This is a genomic window from Hymenobacter arcticus, assembly GCF_054779975.1.
In genome coordinates this window covers 197,410-215,440 of the sequence record NZ_BAAGXF010000006.1, presented here as the reverse complement: position 1 = coordinate 215,440, position 18,031 = coordinate 197,410, and the positions used below count along the sequence as shown (strand labels likewise).

General features: G+C 60.7%; 17 protein-coding genes. 13 read left to right on the top strand and 4 right to left on the bottom strand.

Features of this window, described 5'->3' with window-relative positions:
- The first annotated feature begins 70 nt into the window (after positions 1 to 70).
- The 4 genes from ACYVGC_RS12870 to ACYVGC_RS12855 all read left to right on the top strand — a co-directional run bounded on the left by ACYVGC_RS12870 (position 71) and on the right by ACYVGC_RS12855 (position 5,447).
- Positions 71 to 1,102 (top strand): AAA family ATPase, encoded by a 1,032-nt coding sequence (locus tag ACYVGC_RS12870; protein ID WP_460584232.1) that lies wholly within the window; start codon positions 71 to 73, stop codon positions 1,100 to 1,102.
- A gap of 132 nt (positions 1,103 to 1,234) precedes the next feature.
- The gene (locus tag ACYVGC_RS12865) at positions 1,235 to 2,578 is read left to right on the top strand and encodes a DUF58 domain-containing protein (RefSeq protein WP_460584231.1); all 1,344 of its coding nucleotides are present in this window, start codon (positions 1,235 to 1,237) and stop codon (positions 2,576 to 2,578) included.
- 110 nt (positions 2,579 to 2,688) lie between these two features.
- Complete coding sequence (locus ACYVGC_RS12860; protein WP_460584230.1) at positions 2,689 to 4,626, top strand: beta-N-acetylhexosaminidase; 1,938 nt, start codon at positions 2,689 to 2,691, stop codon at positions 4,624 to 4,626.
- A 605-nt stretch (positions 4,627 to 5,231) separates the two neighbouring features.
- Complete coding sequence (locus tag ACYVGC_RS12855; protein ID WP_460584229.1) at positions 5,232 to 5,447, top strand: hypothetical protein; 216 nt, start codon at positions 5,232 to 5,234, stop codon at positions 5,445 to 5,447.
- 19 nt (positions 5,448 to 5,466) lie between these two features.
- Here ACYVGC_RS12855 and ACYVGC_RS12850 read toward each other — a convergent pair whose 3' ends face one another.
- Genes ACYVGC_RS12850 through ACYVGC_RS12835 form a run of 4 tightly spaced genes read right to left on the bottom strand, consistent with a single transcriptional unit; the run spans position 5,467 to position 8,370 of the window.
- Entirely contained in the window at positions 5,467 to 6,426 is a 960-nt protein-coding gene (locus tag ACYVGC_RS12850) for an XdhC family protein (RefSeq protein ID WP_460584228.1), read from the bottom strand.
- Between the two features lie 7 nt (positions 6,427 to 6,433).
- Positions 6,434 to 7,018, bottom strand: a complete 585-nt coding sequence (locus ACYVGC_RS12845) for a hypothetical protein (RefSeq protein WP_460584227.1) — start codon at positions 7,016 to 7,018, stop codon at positions 6,434 to 6,436.
- 11 nt (positions 7,019 to 7,029) lie between these two features.
- Positions 7,030 to 7,878 carry a urate oxidase gene (pucL, locus tag ACYVGC_RS12840; RefSeq protein WP_460584226.1) on the bottom strand — a complete coding sequence of 283 codons (849 nt, stop codon included), beginning with the start codon at positions 7,876 to 7,878 and terminating at the stop codon, positions 7,030 to 7,032.
- A gap of 42 nt (positions 7,879 to 7,920) precedes the next feature.
- On the bottom strand, positions 7,921 to 8,370 hold the full coding sequence (locus tag ACYVGC_RS12835) for a hypothetical protein (RefSeq protein WP_460584225.1): 450 nt from the start codon (positions 8,368 to 8,370) through the stop codon (positions 7,921 to 7,923).
- Positions 8,371 to 8,486: 116 nt separating this feature from the next.
- Between ACYVGC_RS12835 and allB the strand changes: the two genes are divergently transcribed.
- From allB to ACYVGC_RS12790, 9 genes are all read left to right on the top strand, one after another.
- Positions 8,487 to 9,821: an amidohydrolase family protein gene (allB, locus tag ACYVGC_RS12830; protein ID WP_460584224.1), complete on the top strand. Its 1,335-nt coding sequence runs from the start codon at positions 8,487 to 8,489 to the stop codon at positions 9,819 to 9,821.
- Positions 9,822 to 9,947: 126 nt separating this feature from the next.
- Positions 9,948 to 11,198, top strand: a complete 1,251-nt coding sequence (locus ACYVGC_RS12825; protein ID WP_460584223.1) for a M20 family metallo-hydrolase — start codon at positions 9,948 to 9,950, stop codon at positions 11,196 to 11,198.
- Between the two features lie 134 nt (positions 11,199 to 11,332).
- Positions 11,333 to 12,079, top strand: coding sequence for a (S)-ureidoglycine aminohydrolase (gene allE, locus ACYVGC_RS12820; RefSeq protein WP_460584222.1), 747 nt, complete (start codon positions 11,333 to 11,335; stop codon positions 12,077 to 12,079).
- Positions 12,080 to 12,339: 260 nt separating this feature from the next.
- Positions 12,340 to 12,843, top strand: a complete 504-nt coding sequence (gene uraD / locus ACYVGC_RS12815; RefSeq protein WP_460584221.1) for a 2-oxo-4-hydroxy-4-carboxy-5-ureidoimidazoline decarboxylase — start codon at positions 12,340 to 12,342, stop codon at positions 12,841 to 12,843.
- Positions 12,840 to 13,178, top strand: coding sequence for a hydroxyisourate hydrolase (gene uraH / locus ACYVGC_RS12810; protein WP_460584220.1), 339 nt, complete (start codon positions 12,840 to 12,842; stop codon positions 13,176 to 13,178). The genes uraD and uraH overlap by 4 nt, the downstream gene beginning before the upstream one ends.
- Positions 13,179 to 13,250: 72 nt before the next feature.
- On the top strand, positions 13,251 to 14,681 hold the full coding sequence (locus tag ACYVGC_RS12805) for a DUF6986 family protein (RefSeq protein WP_460584219.1): 1,431 nt from the start codon (positions 13,251 to 13,253) through the stop codon (positions 14,679 to 14,681).
- Between the two features lie 362 nt (positions 14,682 to 15,043).
- Entirely contained in the window at positions 15,044 to 15,727 is a 684-nt protein-coding gene (locus ACYVGC_RS12800; RefSeq protein ID WP_460584218.1) for a hypothetical protein, read from the top strand.
- A gap of 70 nt (positions 15,728 to 15,797) precedes the next feature.
- Positions 15,798 to 16,826: a hypothetical protein gene (locus ACYVGC_RS12795; RefSeq protein ID WP_460584217.1), complete on the top strand. Its 1,029-nt coding sequence runs from the start codon at positions 15,798 to 15,800 to the stop codon at positions 16,824 to 16,826.
- A 67-nt stretch (positions 16,827 to 16,893) separates the two neighbouring features.
- Positions 16,894 to 17,913 (top strand): hypothetical protein, encoded by a 1,020-nt coding sequence (locus ACYVGC_RS12790; protein ID WP_460584216.1) that lies wholly within the window; start codon positions 16,894 to 16,896, stop codon positions 17,911 to 17,913.
- Positions 17,914 to 18,031: the final 118 nt, after the last annotated feature.

The window sequence follows — 18,031 nt, the reverse complement described above, 5'->3', positions numbered from 1 at the left end:
GCTGGCGAATAGACTTCGTTGCTTCGCCTCAATTTTTAAGTAGCTTATCGGCCCACCCGGCCCCTCACTAATGGAAAACGAAACGCCCCTTTCACCCTCGGAAAACCAGGTGCCCGCCGCGGTCGTCCCCGAACCCACCCTGGCCCCGCGCACCGACCTCTCGCACCTCACGGCCCGCACCGAAGCCGTGCGCCAGCAAATAGGTCAGGTAATCGTGGGCCAGCAAGATTTGCTGGAGCTGCTGCTCACGGCCCTGCTCGCCGATGGTCACGTGCTGCTCGAAGGCGTGCCCGGCGTGGCCAAAACGCTTACGGCCAAGCTCCTGGCCCGCACGCTGGCCGTGCCGTTCAGCCGCATCCAGTTCACGCCCGACCTCATGCCGGCCGATGTGCTGGGTACCAGTATTTTCCGGCCGGCGCAGGGCGATTTTGAGTTTCGGCCCGGCCCCATTTTCGCCAGCGTGGTGCTGATTGACGAAATCAACCGCGCCCCGGCCAAAACGCAATCGGCCCTGTTTGAGGTGATGGAGGAGCGCACCGTAACCCAGGATGGCACCACCCACCACATGACCACGCCCTTCGTGGTGCTGGCCACCCAAAACCCTATCGAACAAGAAGGTACCTACCGCCTGCCCGAGGCGCAACTCGACCGCTTTCTCTTCAAGCTGAACGTGGGCTACCCCACGCTGGCCGAGGAAATCCAGATACTCCAGGGCCACCACGGCGGCTTCGGCGGCACGCCGCTCGACAAGGTGCAGGCCGTGCTCTCGGCCGAGGACCTGGCCGCCCTGCGCCAGCAAGTGGGCCAGCAGCGCGTGGAAGCCAACGTGCTCGAATATATTGCTAAAATCGTGGGCCAAACGCGGGCGCACAAGGCGCTGTACCTGGGGGCGTCACCCCGCGCCAGCATTGCCCTGCTCAATGGGTCCAAGGCCCTGGCCGCCCTGCGCGGCCGCGACTTCGTGACGCCCGAGGACGTGCAGTTTCTGGCCGCGCCGGTGCTGCGCCACCGCATCATGCTCACGCCGGAGCGGGAGATGGAAGGCGGCACGCCCGATGAGGTGGTGCGCGCCATTGTGCAATCGGTGGAGGTGCCGCGGTAAAATCGTTTGTCATGGCGAGCCTGCGAAGCAAGCGCACCAGAACGATACCCGCACGACTCGCTCTGGTGCGCTTGCTTCGCAGGCTCGCCATGACAAACGATTGTTTTGCAACGCGATGCACAAGTCAAACATATGAGCCTTTTCCTCACCCGTCGCTTCTTCTACCTCTTCGCCGCGCTCATCGCCGGCTTCGTAGTGGCGTTTTTCCTACCCTGGCTGCTGGGGCCGATGACCATTCTACTAGGTGCGGCGGGGCTGCTAACCTTGCTCGATGCGGCGCTGCTGTATGCGCCCACTGGGGGCGGCAGCCCGGTGGTGGGCCGGCGCACGCTGGGCGATAAGCTCTCGAATGGCGACGACAACGAAATCCGGCTTTTTCTGGAAAGCCGCTATCGCTTTGGTATCCAAGTAGAAGTGATTGACGAGATTCCGCACCAGTTTCAACGGCGCGATGTGCTGTTTATCACCAGCATTGAGCCAGGACGCACGCAGGTTATCACCTACCAGCTGCGGCCCACCAAGCGAGGCGAGTACGAGTTTGGGGCCCTAAATGTGTACGCGGCCTCGCCGCTGGGGCTGGTGCGCCGGCGCTTTCGCTTCGACCAGAGCCGGGTGGTGCCCGTGTACCCCTCCTTTTTGCAGATGCGGCAGTACGAGTTGCTGGCCATCCACAACCGCCTCACGGAAGTAGGCATCAAGCGCATTCGGCGGGTGGGGCAGAGCACGGAATTTGAGCAGATACGGCCCTACGCCGCCGGCGACGACCCACGCACCATCAACTGGAAGGCCAGCGCCCGGCGCGCCGGCGGCGGAGCCGATACGCTGGTAGTCAACCACTTTCAGGACGAGCGCGCTCAGCAAGTGTATTGCCTCATCGACAAGGGCCGCGTGATGCGGATGCCCTTCGCGGGCCTGAGCTTGCTCGACTACGCCATCAATGCCACGCTGGTCATGAGCAACATCGCGCTCATTAAGCACGACAAGGCCGGCCTCATCACCTTCGCTAATAAGCCCGGCGCGGTGGTGGCCGCCGAGCGCCGGCCGGGCCACCTGCGCACCATTCTGGAAGTGCTTTTTCACCAGAAAACGCAGTACCTCGAAACCGACTACGAGCGCCTCTACGCCACGGTGCGCGCTAAGATTAAGCAGCGCAGCCTGCTAATTTTGTTTACCAATTTCGAAACCTTGCAGGGAATGGAACGGCAATTGCCCTACCTGCGTGGCCTGAGCAAGGCGCACTTGCTGCTGGTGGTTTTCTTCGAAAACACCGAGCTGCGCACCTTTCTCGACGCGCCGGCCAACACCACGGCCGACGTGTACAACCAAACCATCGCCGAAAAATTTCAGCAGGAAAAGCGCCAGATAGTGCTGGAGTTGCAGCGCTACGGCATTCAGGCGCTGCTAACGCCGCCGCACCTGCTGACGGTAAACACGCTAAATAAGTACCTGGAATTCAAAGCCAGGGGGTTAATATGAGTTTTTTAACGCGAAGTTTCGCGAAGGACAAAGCGAAGTTTAATAAAGCCAGTCCTAGTGCCGTACGCGCGGCTTTACCCAACTTCGCTTTTCCCTTCGCGAAACTTCGCGTGTTCCTTCTGCTTTTGCTGGTGCCGCCGCCCGCCCACGCCCAGCGCCCGCTGCTGCCGGTACCGGCGCAGGCCACCTGGCAGGCGGGCCACTACCGCTTCACCGCCGCGCCGCTGCTAGCGCTGCGCCGCCAGGTAACGGGCCCGGCTGGCTCTACCGATGAAAGCTACCGGCTGCGCGTGACGGCCACGGGCGCGAGCCTCACGGCCGTATCGGCGCTGGGCATTCAGCGCGGGCTGGCTACGTTTCGGCAGGTGCTGGAGAGCACGCCACGAGGCTGGCGGGCGCAGTTTTGCGACATCCAGGACCGGCCGCGCTTTGCCTGGCGCGGGCTGCTGATTGACCCGGCGCGGCACTTCCTACCGGTGGCCGTCGTCAAGCGCAATATCGACGGTATGGCCGCCGTGAAGCTCAACGTGCTGCACTGGCACCTGAGCGACGACCAGGGCTGGCGCGTAGAGAGCAAGCTATTTCCGCGCCTGCACACCGTGGCCGGCGCCACCGGCTACTACACCCAGGCCGAGGTGCGCGAGGTGGTGCGCTACGCCGGCCGGCTCGGCATTCGGGTGGTGCCCGAGTTTGATTTGCCCGGCCACACCGGCGCGCTGCTGGCCGCTTACCCACGCCTGGGCAGCAACGACTCCATCAAGGCGGTGCCCACGCGCTGGGGCACCAGCCAAAACTGGGCCCTGCTCGACCCCACCCGCGAGAGCACGTACGCCATGCTCGACTCGGTGCTGACTGAAATGAGCGCATTGTTTCCGGATAAGTATTTCCACATCGGCGGCGATGAGAACGACGGACGGCAGTGGCGGCACAACCCACGCATCGTGGCCTTTATGCAGGCCAAAGGCTTCGTGAAAGCCGGCACCACCGTGCCCGACAAGCACCAGCTCCAGAACTACTTCAACCGCCGCATGCTCACCACCATCCAAAAGCTGGGCAAAACGATGGTAGGCTGGGATGAAGTACTGGGCCCCGACCTGCCCGTGCCCATCGTGGTCGAAACCTGGCGCGGCCCCAAGGGCGTGCTCGATGCCGTGCGCCTGGGCCACCCCGCCCTGCGCGCCCACGGCTACTACCTCGACCTCAACTACTCGGCCGCCAGCCATTACGCCGCCGACCCGCTGCAAGGCGTGCCCGACTCGCTGGCTGGCCGCGTGCTGGGCGGTGAGGCCGCCATGTGGAGCGAATTTGCCGACAGCGTTATCTACGAAAGCCGGGTGTGGCCCCGCGCCGCCGCCGTGGCCGAGCGCCTCTGGAGCCCCGCCGACCTCACCAAGGATGTGCCCGATATGTACCGCCGCCTAGCCTTCGTGAGCGAGGAGTTGGAGGCGCTGGGCCTGCGCCACCGCCGCGCCCCGGCCGCCCTGCTGCGCCAGTTGGCCGCGCCCTATTCCGCCGGCCTTCCCGCGCTGCAAACCCTGGCCGCCATTATCGAGCCTGTAAAAGACTACAAGCGTCATTTTCAGGGCCTTATATACACTACTGAAACGCCTCTGACGCGCCTCGTCGATGCCGCCCCGGCCGAGTCGGACGCCGCCCGCCGCTTCAGCACCACGGCCGATAGCCTGTTGGCCAGCCTCAGCATTGGGGTGCCCACGTTTCCGGCCGCGCCGCCGGTTTTGTCGCCCGCCGCCAAGCGCCAGTTGGCCAGTCTGCAAGGCCAGGTTGCCAGTTGGCAACGCGCTACCGAGGCCTTGCCCGCCCTGTTTGTAGTGAGCCCTAGCCTGGCCGAATACGCGCCGCTCGCGGCCCAGCTCAGCATTGTCACCGATTTGCTCAGCCAGCGTCTCACGCAGTTGGCGCAGGGCCAAGCCCCGCTACCCGCTTGGCAGGCTGCCGCCAAGCTTCAACTCGACGCTGCCCAGAAGCCCGCCGGCCAAGCCGAGCTGGCGATTATTGGTGCGGCGCGACGGCTGGTGGCACAGCCTTAGCCTATCAAAGTAGCTTGCAAGTACCACTTATACAGCTGACCTACAAATTATTAAATTACGACGGCAATTCTGCGCACAGTAGCTGACCTGGGATTTCTCACAAGTTGCACGGCATCCCCCAAAGCCGTTTTACCCAGGTTTTCTTATAACCATCGACCTCATAATTCCTGGATTGTAGGCTGGCGACCGCAGTACGGCGATGGGCAGCCCGATGGCTGCGTGGTTGGCCTTGGTCAAAAGGTTGGTTCAACTGTTAATTGGCGAGCTTGTCAACCGCCACTTTTTACACGAGAACAGGTACTGACAGTGCGTGCTCTATGCCCACGACGGGCAATTCAATTAGCGGGCTTTTCCAACAAGCTGCTAGCGCTGAGCCACTTTACTATGCCCAGGTTAGGGCGCGGCACGTCGCAGTTGCCATTGCCTTGCACACAAACCCCGCGGGTTATTTTAGCTTCAGCCGCTCCCAAAGCATGCAGCGCTTTACGGTTACTTGTATTGGCTCCAGAACGCTGACGGTGAATCTTGCCCCAAAAGTGCGCAAACCGCACGGGCCTTCCCCGTCTTCAACTAACCGGTAACCAACCTTCTTACGTAGAAATCCTATGCAAACGAACCCCTCCCTGCCGCCCCAAGATGCCGACAAGCCCGCCGATGACCACCTGCTGGAAGAACTGGCAGCCTTAACCGGCCTCTTCAGTCCATCGGTGCTTTGGCACAACGAGGAAAAGCTCGATGCGTTGCTTGAGCAGGAAGCGCTTGAGAAGAAAGCCAAGCTGCACCAGTCAGCACCTAACCCCGCCGAACCAACATACGCATAACTACTTAATAGGCAGTTACTTATAGTGCATTACGCGTTGCAATCAGCTCAGCTGCTACGCTCACGGCAATTTCTTCGGGCAGGCGGCTATTGATAGCCACCCCGATGGGACCGCGCAGCCGGGCCAGGTCAGCGGCCGCAAAGCCTTCTTCAGCCAGCACCCGGCGCAATTCGGCTACTTTGGTAGCACTGCCCATCACGCCGAGGTATCGGTACTCGTGGCCCAGCAAGCGGCGCAGGGCCACGACATCGGTGCGGTAGCCCACGGTCATAACTACCACGTAGCGACGCGGGCCAATTGGCACGCTTAGCACCTCATAATCAACCTGTTGCTTGTAGTGCGCGTAGTGGTTGGCAGCCAGCGTGGGCAGGTCGGCGCGGTCATCGAGCACCGTTATCTCAAACCCCAGATTACTAGCTATTTGCGATAAAGCCAAGCTCACGTGCCCGCCGCCCACAATGGTGAGCTGGTCGCGGAAGCCCAGCTGCTCAGCGTAGCGCCAACTGGGGCCAGGTTGGTAAGCGTAAAAGTCAGGTGGCAGCTCGCTGGCCAGTTGCAAGTCCGCAGCTACACTTACCTCCCAGGCCCCAGCGGCAAGCTGCTGCAAAGCCGCTTCAATAGCCGCCACTACTGGCAAATCACTGGTTTTCAAGGGCCACAGCAGCACCTCCTGTTCGCCAGCACACATCATACCCGAGCGGTCGGCCGGGGCCTCCCGCCGGTGAATCTGGGGGCGCAGCAGCGGCGAGTAGTCGCCCGCCCGCAGGCGCTGGCGGGCCAGCTCCACCCACTTATGCTCCATAATGCCCCCGCCAATGGAGCCGGCTACCGCCTCAGCCGTCACCACCATTTTGAAGCCTTGGCGGCCGGGGCTGCTACCCTCACTGCGCACCACGCACAGCAGGGCGGCCGGCTGGCCGGCGCGCAGGGCGGTGGCAGCTAGCGTCCAGGTGGGGAGGTCACGGGGGGCGTTGGGCATTAGATGATTACTCAGCCATTGCGGCTACGATTTGTCGGTGAGTAAGCGTACCAGCCTCATCCAGCCAATGATAGCTACCAAAAATCTCAACGCTAATTGCCTCTTCCATTATCAGTTCAAACTGTTTTGGTATCCAACAAAATAAATTAGGTACTCTTCTATCCTGCCGCCTAATATCGTGGTCTAAATAAAACCAAGTATCAATAGGCAGAGCATCACTCCCGTCTATAAAGCCGTTAGTCTGAAATTCGGCTGCACCGTCGCAGGTGGTAATCTGGGTTTCAAAGTAAAGTATTCTACCTAGCCCCTGAAAATTTGAAAAGGTGACATTTTGCTTTATTACTTCTTCGCGCTGCTTGATAGATTGTTGCAGGGCCTGTTCAAACTTATCAGGTCCATAGTCGTCTACGCTCCAGCTTATGCCATTTTCATTGTACGTATACAAAGGCTGACCGTAAATCACAGGATTGATTTGGCGAAATATTGCACTATTTTCCAAGTCATTATACTGACCATTAAACTTTTGCATTAGGTGTTCAGTCCAGGCTATCACCTGCTTCAGGCGCGGCACAAAAACGGCTAAATCCAGCATATCCTTCGCAATTACCCCCGCACCACCGTGCCCGTGATATAGCCAAACGGCGCGTCGGTCGCCACAAATACTTCATTGGTATTCTCCTGGCCGAAGGGCGTAAGGTTGAACGGGATATGGTGCTTATTGGGCATGATGAGGCTAACCTCTTTTACCTCAATGTTTTCCTCCAGAATATTTTCACCAATGGCGTAGAGCGTGTGCTGCACCGAAAGGCTCTGGTGCTCGGAAAACGTGCGCAGTAAACAGGTTCTGGCCTTCTGGTACAGCGCCTCAAAATCGAGGTCGGCCCTGGTGTACTCCCACTCGGCTTCGCACTCGGTAGCCAGGATGCGGTCGGTGGTTTCGGGCAGCACTGTGTACTCGTCTTTAGGATAGCCCACGAAGCCGGAGTCGGCAGTTTTGAGCAGCATTAGGCCCTTGAGACCAGCCCAAACGGTGCAGGTGCCGTCGGCGCGCAGCACTACTACGGCGCGGCGCTTCTCCGAGCCGCCGCCGGTGAAGGCGTGCGCGTGCGCTTGCCCATCAAAACTCATGCGCTGCCACAGGTGCTCGATGATTTCGATGCGCACCTGGCTTATCTGCGGGTTGCGCGTGATGAAATGCCGCGCCAGCACCAGCGCGTAGGCCTCGATAGTACCCGTAAAATGTTCCTTCGCCAGGGCGTACACAGTGTTCTTCTGGGTGTCGGTAGGCAGGATTAACGCATTGTCGCCCAGCGTGTGGGCCGCGTCGAAGTTACCCGTCAGCTGCACGCTCACCGACACCTGCCGAAACTCGTGGTGGTCGGCGTGGCGAATGACGCGCGAAAGGTTGACGGCGTTTTTACCGTAGGCGTTGGCAGCGAGTTTGATGGGCATTTTGTGCGTAAAAAAAGGCGATTACTTTCGGGGAAATCAGGGTTAAACGTCGTTTTCTTCTTCGGGCTCAGCGGCTTCCATCTCTTTGATATAGCGGCCGCAACCTACTAGCAAATCGAGTAACGTGGCGTATTCATCGGCGGCGGAATACGACACGTTGCTGGCATCACCCACGCAGAACTTACCTGCTGACCAGCGAATTACATCCATATGCCCTAAGCTCAGCCACAACTCTTTCTGCGGCCACCACTCAAAAATCAGCACATCATCGCACGAAAAAAAGCCCAGGCAGAACTCATAGGAGAAGGCATTAGCGACTTCATAAAAATCCGCTAATTGCTGTATCACCTCTGCTGGCACGCCTTGCGCCGCGGCCCGCCGCTCAAACGTGGCGAGAGCTAGCTCGCCGGCCGGGCGAATGAGGTAGTAATCGGGCTGTTCAGCCACCAAATCAGTCAGAAGCACCTGGATGATTTGCTGCGTGGCATTCATAAAACAGCGGAGCTTACTGCCACCAGTGGGCAAGCTACCGGCTGTGTCAAAGGCTTATCGGCGCGTAGCTTGCGGGGCAAAAAAAGAGCGGCAAGATAGTCGCCAGTCGCTTCCCTATGGCTCCTTTATTCCTGAAAAGCACCGCTGTCGTCACGCCCGCCGGCCAGCGCCCGGCCCTGCTGGTGCTGCAAGCCGGCCGCATCGCCGACGTGCTACCCTACGACGCGGCCGTGGCCGGCCCAGTGCTCGACCTGGGCGATGCGGCCATTCTGCCCGGCGTCATCGACCCGCACGTGCACCTCAATGAGCCCGGCCGCACCGAGTGGGAAGGCTTCAACACGGGCACCCGCGCCGCGCTGGCCGGCGGCCTTACTACGCTGGTAGACATGCCGTTGAACTCGTCGCCCGTTACTACTTCGGTTGAGAATTTACGAATAAAACAAGCCGCCACCCAGGGCCAGCTGCACACCAATGTCGGCTTTTGGGGCGGCATTGTGCCTGGCAATGCCGCCGAAGTTGAGCCGCTGATTGCGGCCGGCGTGCTGGGGTTTAAGGCGTTTTTGACGCATTCGGGCATCGACGATTTTCCGAATGCCACGGAGGCCGATTTGCGGCGCGTGATGCCCATGTTGGCCCGCCACGGCCTGCCGCTGCTGGTACACTGCGAGCTGTCGCAGAACAACGACGAGTGGAAAAAGGGCGACACCCGCTCGTACCGCAACTACCTCGCTTCGCGCCCCAAAAGCTGGGAGGATGAGGCGATTAGCTTGATGATTCGGCTGTGCGCTGAGTACCGCTGCCCGGTGCACATCGTGCATTTATCATCGGCCAACTCGCTGGCCGCCATTGCCGAAGCTAAAGTGCAGGGCCTGCCCCTAACCGTGGAAACGGGCCAGCACTACCTGTTTTTCAACGCCGAGGACATTGCCGACGGCCAGACGCAGTTCAAGTGCGCGCCGCCCATTCGGGAGCGGGCCAACAACGAGCAGCTGTGGCAGGCGCTGCAAAGCGGCCTCCTCGACTTCGTAGCCACCGACCACTCGCCCGCCCCGCCCGACCTCAAGCAGCTGGCCAGCGGCGACTTTGCCAGCGCCTGGGGCGGCATTGCGTCGCTGCAACTGGCCTTACCCGTGCTCTGGACCGCCGCGCGCGCGCGCGGCGCTACCCTTCCCGACCTGGCCCGCTGGCTCAGCAGTAACCCCGCCAAGCTCATCGGCCAGGCGCACCGCAAAGGCCAGATTACCAGGGGCTACGATGCCGATTTGCTGGTGCTGGCCACCGACCAAACGTTTACCGTGACCGAGGCGCTGCTGCACCACCGCCACAAGGTATCGCCCTACCTGGGCCGCGAGCTGGCGGGCGTGGTAACGCATACTTTCCTAGCGGGCGAGGAGGTTTTTCGGCACCCCGATTTTTTGCACCTCAACAAAGGGCAGCTGCTGACACGCTAAAAACTCAGCGCACCTCAGCGCTTTACCACCGCGCACCTCAGCGGGAACTTCTTGGAAGCTGTTCGGTAAGTTACCGCTGAGGTGCGCCGTAGTAAAGCGCTGAGGTGCGCTGAGCATATTTACACTATGATTACCTACCAAACCCGCACTGCCCATATCCTCAGCCGCATCGAGCAGCTGGCCGCCATCAGCGAAGACGCTACGGGCGCCACCGTCACGCGCCGGTTCGGCACACCGGCTTTCCTAAAGGGACGCGACCTGGTGCAGGGCTGGTTTGAAGCCGCCGGCCTGCCTACGCGCCTCGATGGTATTGGCAACCTGCGCGGGCGGCTGGCCAGCTCCCGGCCGGGGGCCAAAACCTTCGTGCTGGCCTCACACATCGACACGGTGGTGAATGCCGGCAAGTACGACGGGCCGCTGGGCGTTTTGATGGGCCTCGATTTGGTGGAAAACATTATTAACCAACAGGTTGACCTACCCTTCAACCTGGAGCTGATTGCCTTCAGCGACGAGGAAGGCGTGCGCTTTCATACCACCTACCTGGGCAGCAAAGTGGTGACCGGCGCTTTTGAGCCCGACCTTTTGCAAAGAACTGATGCCGAAGGCATTACCCTGGCCCAGGCCATTGCCGAAATGGGCGGCAATGCGGCCACGCTCACCACCGACGCCCTGCCGGCCGCCGAGTGGCTAGGCTATTTTGAGCTGCACATTGAGCAGGGGCCGGTGCTGTGGGAAAGTGGCCAGCCGGTGGCGCTGGTCACGGCCATTGCTGGGCAGCAGCGCGTGGAGCTGACCTGGCAGGGCATGGCTGGCCACGCGGGCACTGTGCCCATGCCCATGCGCCAGGATGCGCTGGCCGCCGCCGCCGAGTTTGTATTGGCCGCCGAGGCCTTTGCGCTGGCGCACGGCCGGGGGCTGGTGGCCACGGTGGGCCAGCTGCGCATTCCGTACGCGGCCAGCAATGTTATTCCGGGCCAGGTTATCCACAGCTTCGACCTGCGCAGCCCCGACGCCGGCCAGCTGGCCACGGCCTACGCCGATTTGCAGGCCCAGGCCGAGGCTATTGCTGCCCGGCGCGGCGTGGGGCTGGGTTGGCAGCTGGTGCAGGCCACCGCGCCCATCACCTGCGATACGGGCCTGAACGACTTGCTAACCCAGGCCATCGCCGCCAGCGGCCACGAAGTGGTGCGCCTGGTCAGTGGCGCGGGCCACGACGCGGTGCCCGCTTCGGCCGTAGCGCCGGCCACCATGGCCTTCATCCGCTGCTACAAAGGCATCAGCCACAACCCGTTAGAAGCCGTAGAGGCGGCCGATGTGGCGGCGGCGCTGGAAGTGGCCGAGCGGTTTTTGCTGGAATTAAGAATGCTTCATGACTAAATCGTCTGTCATGCTGAACGCAGTGAAGCAGCTCTACCACTTCATCTGCATCGTTCAATGAAGCGGTAGAGCTGCTTCACTGCGTTCAGCATGACGACCTACTTTTAACCTTTCTGCTACCCTTTCACCGCCCTATGGAACTAGGCTCCCTCACCCGCTCGGTCGTGCGGCGCAACCACGCCATTATCGCGCCCGATGGCTACATCAACAGCAACGTGCCCGGCTGGACGGGCTGCACCACCAACGTCATCATCAACGAGCAGATGGGCGCGCGCCTCTGCCAAACGCTCGTTACGCTCACCGACGCGGGCCAGTTGACGGGTGCCACCGAGGCCAGCCAGATTTTTTTCTACGTGGTGCAGGGCCAGGTGCAAGCCACCATCGGCGACGACAGCCGGATTCTCACGGTCGGCAAGTTTGTGTACGTGCCTATTGGCCAAAGCTATACCTTCAAAAACCCCACGGCCGGCACGCAGGTGCTCACCTTCCACAAAGTATATGAGCCGCTGGCGGGCCAGGCCACGCCGGGCGTGCACTGGGGCGAGAAGGACGACAGCAAAGCGCCCATCTATCTAAACGACGACGCGCTGCGCATCCAAGAGCTGCTGCCCAATGAGCTGGGCTTCGATATGGCCGTCAACATCTTCACCTACCAGCCCGGCGGCCAGTTGCCGATGGTGGAAACCCACATCATGGAGCACGGCCTGCTCTACTTGCAGGGTCAGGCCATTTATATGCTTGACCAGCAGTGGTATCCGGTAAAAAAAGGCGATTCCATCTGGATGGCCCCGTTTTGCCAGCAGTGGGCCGCTTCCATTGGCAAGGAGCCGTCGGTGTACATCTATTATAAGAACGTGAACCGGTTTCCGACGGTGGTGTGATGAGCTTACCTGACCGCCTAGTAGCAACAGCAGCCTGGTTGGAAATTGCCGCTTCACCTACCCTTATTGGGGTAGCAGTAGGGAGCCTTGCAGCACTAGCATTGGGCGGCATGATGGGGATAGGTACCGGGGCAATGATAACTGGCCTTGGCCTGATAGTCGGGATTAGGCTAGCTGAAAAAGCCCGCCGCCAAACCGGCACCGTAGCCTTTATTTCTAGAATTCGGGCGCACCCTGAATTGCGCGAATTTCCTAATCCGATGACGCTCCACACCCTCAACGCCCTTCCGCCCACCGCCCGCGCCGAGGCCCTGGCTACCTGCTGCGGAGCCACCGCCTGGGTCACGGCTCTGAACCAGCAGTTTCCCTTTGCCACAGCCGAAGCGCTGTTTGCTGCCGCCGACCAGGTTTGGCAAAACCTGGCTGAAGTCGACTGGCGCGAGGCATTCACCCACCACCCCAAAATCGGGGATGTGAACGCCCTGCGCGAGAAATTTGCCAGCACCGCCACCTGGGCGGCCGGCGAGCAGGGCGCGGTAAAGCAGGCTCCTCAAGCCACTCTGGAGGCTTTGGCGGCGGGCAACGACACCTACGAGCAGAAATTCAGCTACATCTTCATTGTGTGCGCCACCGGCAAGTCGGCCGCTGAGATGCTGGCGCTGCTGCAAGCCCGGCTGCCAAATGAGGACAGCCAGGAGATTAAAATTGCCATGAGCGAACAGGCCAAAATCACGCGCCTGCGCCTCGAAAAATTACTCGCATGAGCCAAATAACCACCCACATCCTTGATACTACGCTGGGCCGGCCCGCGGCCGGCGTTACCATCGTGCTGCACGACTGGACGCACGACGGCTGGCGCGAAATTGCCCGTGGCCTCACCGATGCCGACGGCCGCCTGGCCGATTTGCTGCTGCCGGAAGAGCGGCTGGCGCACGGCGCGTACCAGCTTCGCTTTTACACCCAGCAATACTTTGAGCAGCACCACATTACCGGGTTTTATCCGTTTGTAGACATCTGCTTTGTGGTGACGGACGACACGCACTACCACGTACCGCTGCTGCTCAATCCCTTCGGCTACAGCACCTACCGCGGCTCGTGAACCTCTGCGTTCCTTTTGCGAAACCCGCTGCGTCTTCTGCGGTGAAACCATCCGGCACCTTCCCCTATTCTCATGAAACTTAGCCTTCAAGATACCGATACTACCGCTTTGCTCGACCAGCTTGGCACGGCCAACCTGGCTTTCCAGAAAACCTACCCCGGCGACCGGCCCGACCGCCAGCCCGTGCACACTGTGTACGGCGGGGCCAACCTGTTCAAGGCTGATACCTGCGTGCGGATGGGCGAAATTGCCCTGCGCAACCTCCAGACCTACGCCCCCAACTTCGTGGAGCTGGCCCGCGTGCTGCAACTGGCCGGCCATGAACAACTACCTGTCTTAGAGAAAGATATCCACGCCCTCACCGACTACCTCGACAAGCTGCCCGCCGCCGAGCGCCGCCAGGAGCCCGCCTGGCTGGCCTACACCGTGTACAACAAGATTGTGCAGAAGCTCAAAACCGAGGGCGTCGAGGACTTCCGCGTCGATTTTGAGGACGGCTTCGGCAACCGGCCCGATGCCGAGGAAGACGCCACCGCCGTGCAAGCCGCCCACGAAGTAGCCAAGGGCATGGCCCAAGGCACGCTGTCGCCATTCATCGGCATCCGCATCAAGCCCTTCACCGAAGACCTAAAGGCGCGCGGCGTGCGCACGCTCGACATTTTCCTGAGCACCCTGCTCGAAGCTACTGTCGGTAAGCTGCCGGCCAATTTCGTCATTATGCTGCCCAAGGTGACCATCCCCGAGCAGATGACCACGATGGTGCGCTTGTTGGAACTACTAGAAAAAGCTAACAACCTGGCTCCCAACACGCTCAAAATGGAAACAATGGTGGAGGCCACCCAGATTGTGATGGACGAGGAGGGTCGCAATCCGCTCATGCGCATCATCCGGGCCAGCGAGGGGCGCTGCATTGCGGCGCACTTCGGCACCTACGACTACACGGCCTCGGCCGGCATCACGGCCAAGTACCAGACTATGGCGCACCCCGTCTGCGACTTTGCCCACCACATGACCAAGGTAGCGCTCGGCGGCACCGGCATCTTCCTCAGCGACGGCGCTACCAACGTGATGCCCATTGGCCCGCACCGGGGTGATAACCTGAGCTTTGCGCAGCTGCGCGAAAACCAGAAGGCCGTGCACAGCGGCTGGCGCCAGGCCTACCACCACACCATGCATTCGCTCATCGGCGGCCTCTACCAGGGCTGGGACCTCAACCCCGCGCAGCTGCCCATGCGCTACGCGGCCACCTACAACTTCTTCCTCAACTCCTACGAAAGCGCCGTGCACCGCCTCAAAACCTTCGTGGACCGGGCGGCCATCTCGACCCTCACCGGCGATATTTTCGACGATGCCGCCACCGGCCAGGGCCTGCTCAATTTCTTCCTGAAAGCCCTGAACTGCGGCGCCCTCACGGAGGAAGACATTGTGCCCACCGGCCTCACCATCGAGGAAATCGAGACGCGCTCGTTCTACCGCATTCTGGCCGGGCGGCGCAAGGCCTAGCGGGGCACTAGTATCCTGGTTTTATGGAAAGGCCCTGGTTGCCGGTTGCTACCCAGTTTGTGGGGTGGCAACCGGCAACCAGGGCCTTCTTATTGATGATGAACACATCGCGCTATCAACCAACCAAATGACACCGGGTAGGCTATCATCTTGCTGCTAATCAAGTACTTAGTATAATAATGACAGGCTACAGCACCCCATGCGCATGACGCTTTTTTGGCTGATTGCCGGCCCGCCGTGAGGCAAGCTGCCAGCATAACCCAACGCGGGGGCCGGCCGAGTTGCTCAGGCCGCAAAGGATAAGCTCCTCTTATATCCTTGCAACTTTGTAACATTGTGCCCGCTACCTTGCTCCCGACGCCATGCCTGAACCAGATAATCTCGGCCACAAGATTCTCAGCTTTTTCATTAAAGACGCTGAGCCTACTAGTTCGACCCCACCCCAGGGCAACGCGGCGCCCCGGGTACCGGCGGGGACCATGCCCCCGGCCCCGAGCGCGCCGCCAGCCGGCGGGGCCCCGCCGGCCCCGGATGCCAAGTTTGCTGAGCACCTGGCCGGCGTGCTGGCCCAAAACAACCCGCCCGGCCCCGACTACTTCGAATTCAGCGAAACGCTGCGCAGCCTGGCGGGGCTGGGGCTGACGGAGGAAAAGCAGTTTCAGGCGGCCTGGGCCAGCTATAAGGCCATGGGCGGGGCCCCGCAGGTGGCCGCCCTTGCTACCACCGGCCAACACTACCTCACGGTGCTGGCGGCCGACCGCGATGCGTTTGGCAAAAGCGTAGAAAAGGCCATTGCCGAGCGCGTGGGCGGCCTGCAAAAAGAACAGCAGCAGCTGCAAGCCGACAACGAAGCCCTGGCCCGGCAGCTAGCCGAAATCGAGCAAAAGCTGGCCGCCAACAATGCCCGCCTAGCGGCCATCGGTGGGGAGGTGACCGAGCAAAGCGGCCGCCTCAACCAAAACCGGCAGAACTACGAGGGCACCTACGCGCACTTCACGCAGCGCATTCAAGACGACCTCCGCAAAATCGCGCAGTACTTGCAGTAGGGCCGCCGGGCCGGCGCACCGGTACCCAACGCCTATCTTGGCTTCCTCATTTCTTCTTCACCTTCTCCGTATGGCAACTCCTGATTTTACGCAGCTCGGCGGTACTACCGATGCCGAGCGCCGCTCCTTTTGGGCGCGCCCCGAGGGGGTGCTGGGTTTGGTGGTGCTGGCGGCCCTGGTGGGCGCGGGCTTGTTTTACTTCAACGAGGTAGTGAAATTCCTCATCGAGGTGGCGGCCAATACCCTGCACCTGGCCTTGCTGCTGGGGGGGCTGGCGCTGCTGGTGTTTCTGGCCACGAGCCGCGACATCCGCACCGGGCTATTCTTTTTGTTTAAGACGCTGATGCGCAAAATCACCGGGCTTGTTATTCAGCTCGACCCCATTGCCATCCTCAAAATCTACATTGAAGACCTCAAGCAGAAGCGCCAAAAAATGCAGGGCCAGATTGATACCCTGGCCGGGCAAATGGTGAAGCTCAACAAGAAAATCAACGAGAACAACGACGAAATCAAGCAGAAATTTGCCGAGGCCAACAAGGCGACCAGCCTGGCCGACCGGCCTGGCATGAAGGAAGCCGCGCAGCTGGCCACCATCGAGGGCGCGGGCTTGCAGCAGATGAACGAGAAGCTGCTGCCCCTGCAGCGCAACATCAAAATGGTGCTGGCCTTTATGGAAAAGGTAAACCGGAGCGCCGACTACATCATCAAGGAAACCGAAATCAAGGTGCGCCTCAAAGAGGTCGAATACAAGATTGTGAAGGAAAGCTCAAGCGCGCTGCGCACGGCGGTGAGCATTTTTAAGGGCAACCCCGACAAGAAGTTTTACTTCGATGAGTCGCTGGAGTACATCCAGGACGACATGAGCCAGAAGCTGGGCGAAATGAAGCGCGCCATGGACATGTCGATGGATTTCATCAATTCGGTAGACGTGCAAAACGGTATTCTGTCCGACAAAGGCGAGGCCATGCTGCAAGCCTACAACCAGGGCGCGTTTAAGCTGGTAAGCCTCGAAACCCAGCCCGAAGCCACCACGCTGAGCTCGCGCGGGGCCACGCCCTTTCCGGCCAAAGACGCGGGCTACCAGGACCTGCTGAACTAGCCCCGCCGCCGGGCGGCACCCACGCCCCGAACCTGCCCATTCTTCCCTTTACCTTACTTCTTTCTCCATGCAACGCATCACCCTGGCTGGCCGGCTCATCATCACGCTTCTCGTGGTGGCCGCCGTGTATTTTGGCTTCCGCTACTTCGCTGGCTCCCGCCTCGCGCCGGCCGTAGTCACTACCACGCGCACATCGCCAACTGCCGAAACCGCTACCGACACGGTAACTGAAACCGATGCCGAAACGGGTGGCACGCCGTTCAGCAAAGGCAGCCCGGTGGCGGCTTTTGCCTACGAAGCGCCGGCACCCGTCAATGGCAAGCTCAAGGGCGTGGTGGAGCTGGGCGCCAGCGGCTTCAACTCGTTTATCGTGCGCATCGACCAGGACCGCCGCTGGAAGCTGGAAAAAGCCGACTTCGGCAACAGCCTGGTAATGGAGAACATGGCCTCCGACGAGGATGTGCGCAAGGGCCTGAAGGCCTACATCGGCCAGATGCTGGACTATGGGGTGAGCGGCCGCGACATTCACTTCGTAGTGAGCTCCGGGGCCCAAAAGGCCGCGGGCACGGCCAAAATAATCAAGGCCCTAAAAAGCCTGAACTACGTGGTAAACACCGTGACGCCCGAGAAGGAAGGCGTGCTGGGGCTGCGCTCGGTGCTGCCGCCCTCCTACGCCGGCAAGGCGTTCGTAACGGACATTGGCTCGGGCAATACCAAGATTTCGTGGCTGGCCGGCGGCGCGCCCACATCGGTAGAAACCTACGGAGCCAAATACTTCGAGAAAAGCACGGCCGATGCCACGGTGGCCACTGAAGTGAAAGCCAAAGCCGGGCAGGTGCCCGCCACCCTGCGCCAAACATGCTTCATTATCGGGGGCGTACCATTTGAAATGGCCAAGAAAGTGCGCAACGGCAAGGAGCGCTTCACCGTGCTAAAGGCGGCTGACGCGTACCAGCTGGATAATGCCAAGTCGAAGGCCGGGCTGAACATCTACAAGTCAATTGCCGAGGCCACCAGTTGCAAGCAGTTCGTGTTCGACTGGGATGCCAACTTCACCATTGGCTACCTGCTCACGCTGCCCCAGTAAATTGATATAATGGGCGTAATGCAGAAAAAGGCGGGGCGTATGCTCCGCCTTTTTCTATGTGCTAAAATTTCCGACTTTCAGGCAAGTTGGCACTACTGCTTACTTTCGTTGAGTAGTT

Bases quoted from the DNA above. Each gene is read 5' to 3' on its own strand.
- ACYVGC_RS12870 (WP_460584232.1), top strand. From the start codon at position 71: ATGGAAAACGAAACGCCCCTTTCACCCTCGGAAAACCAGGTGCCCGCC.
- ACYVGC_RS12865 (WP_460584231.1), top strand. From the start codon at position 1,235: ATGAGCCTTTTCCTCACCCGTCGCTTCTTCTACCTCTTCGCCGCGCTC.
- ACYVGC_RS12855 (WP_460584229.1), top strand. From the start codon at position 5,232: ATGCAAACGAACCCCTCCCTGCCGCCCCAAGATGCCGACAAGCCCGCC.
- ACYVGC_RS12850 (WP_460584228.1), bottom strand. From the start codon at position 6,426: ATGCCCAACGCCCCCCGTGACCTCCCCACCTGGACGCTAGCTGCCACC.
- ACYVGC_RS12845 (WP_460584227.1), bottom strand. From the start codon at position 7,018: ATGCTGGATTTAGCCGTTTTTGTGCCGCGCCTGAAGCAGGTGATAGCC.
- pucL (WP_460584226.1), bottom strand. From the start codon at position 7,878: ATGCCCATCAAACTCGCTGCCAACGCCTACGGTAAAAACGCCGTCAAC.
- ACYVGC_RS12835 (WP_460584225.1), bottom strand. From the start codon at position 8,370: ATGAATGCCACGCAGCAAATCATCCAGGTGCTTCTGACTGATTTGGTG.
- allB (WP_460584224.1), top strand. From the start codon at position 8,487: ATGGCTCCTTTATTCCTGAAAAGCACCGCTGTCGTCACGCCCGCCGGC.
- ACYVGC_RS12825 (WP_460584223.1), top strand. From the start codon at position 9,948: ATGATTACCTACCAAACCCGCACTGCCCATATCCTCAGCCGCATCGAG.
- allE (WP_460584222.1), top strand. From the start codon at position 11,333: ATGGAACTAGGCTCCCTCACCCGCTCGGTCGTGCGGCGCAACCACGCC.
- uraD (WP_460584221.1), top strand. From the start codon at position 12,340: ATGACGCTCCACACCCTCAACGCCCTTCCGCCCACCGCCCGCGCCGAG.
- uraH (WP_460584220.1), top strand. From the start codon at position 12,840: ATGAGCCAAATAACCACCCACATCCTTGATACTACGCTGGGCCGGCCC.
- ACYVGC_RS12805 (WP_460584219.1), top strand. From the start codon at position 13,251: ATGAAACTTAGCCTTCAAGATACCGATACTACCGCTTTGCTCGACCAG.
- ACYVGC_RS12800 (WP_460584218.1), top strand. From the start codon at position 15,044: ATGCCTGAACCAGATAATCTCGGCCACAAGATTCTCAGCTTTTTCATT.
- ACYVGC_RS12795 (WP_460584217.1), top strand. From the start codon at position 15,798: ATGGCAACTCCTGATTTTACGCAGCTCGGCGGTACTACCGATGCCGAG.
- ACYVGC_RS12790 (WP_460584216.1), top strand. From the start codon at position 16,894: ATGCAACGCATCACCCTGGCTGGCCGGCTCATCATCACGCTTCTCGTG.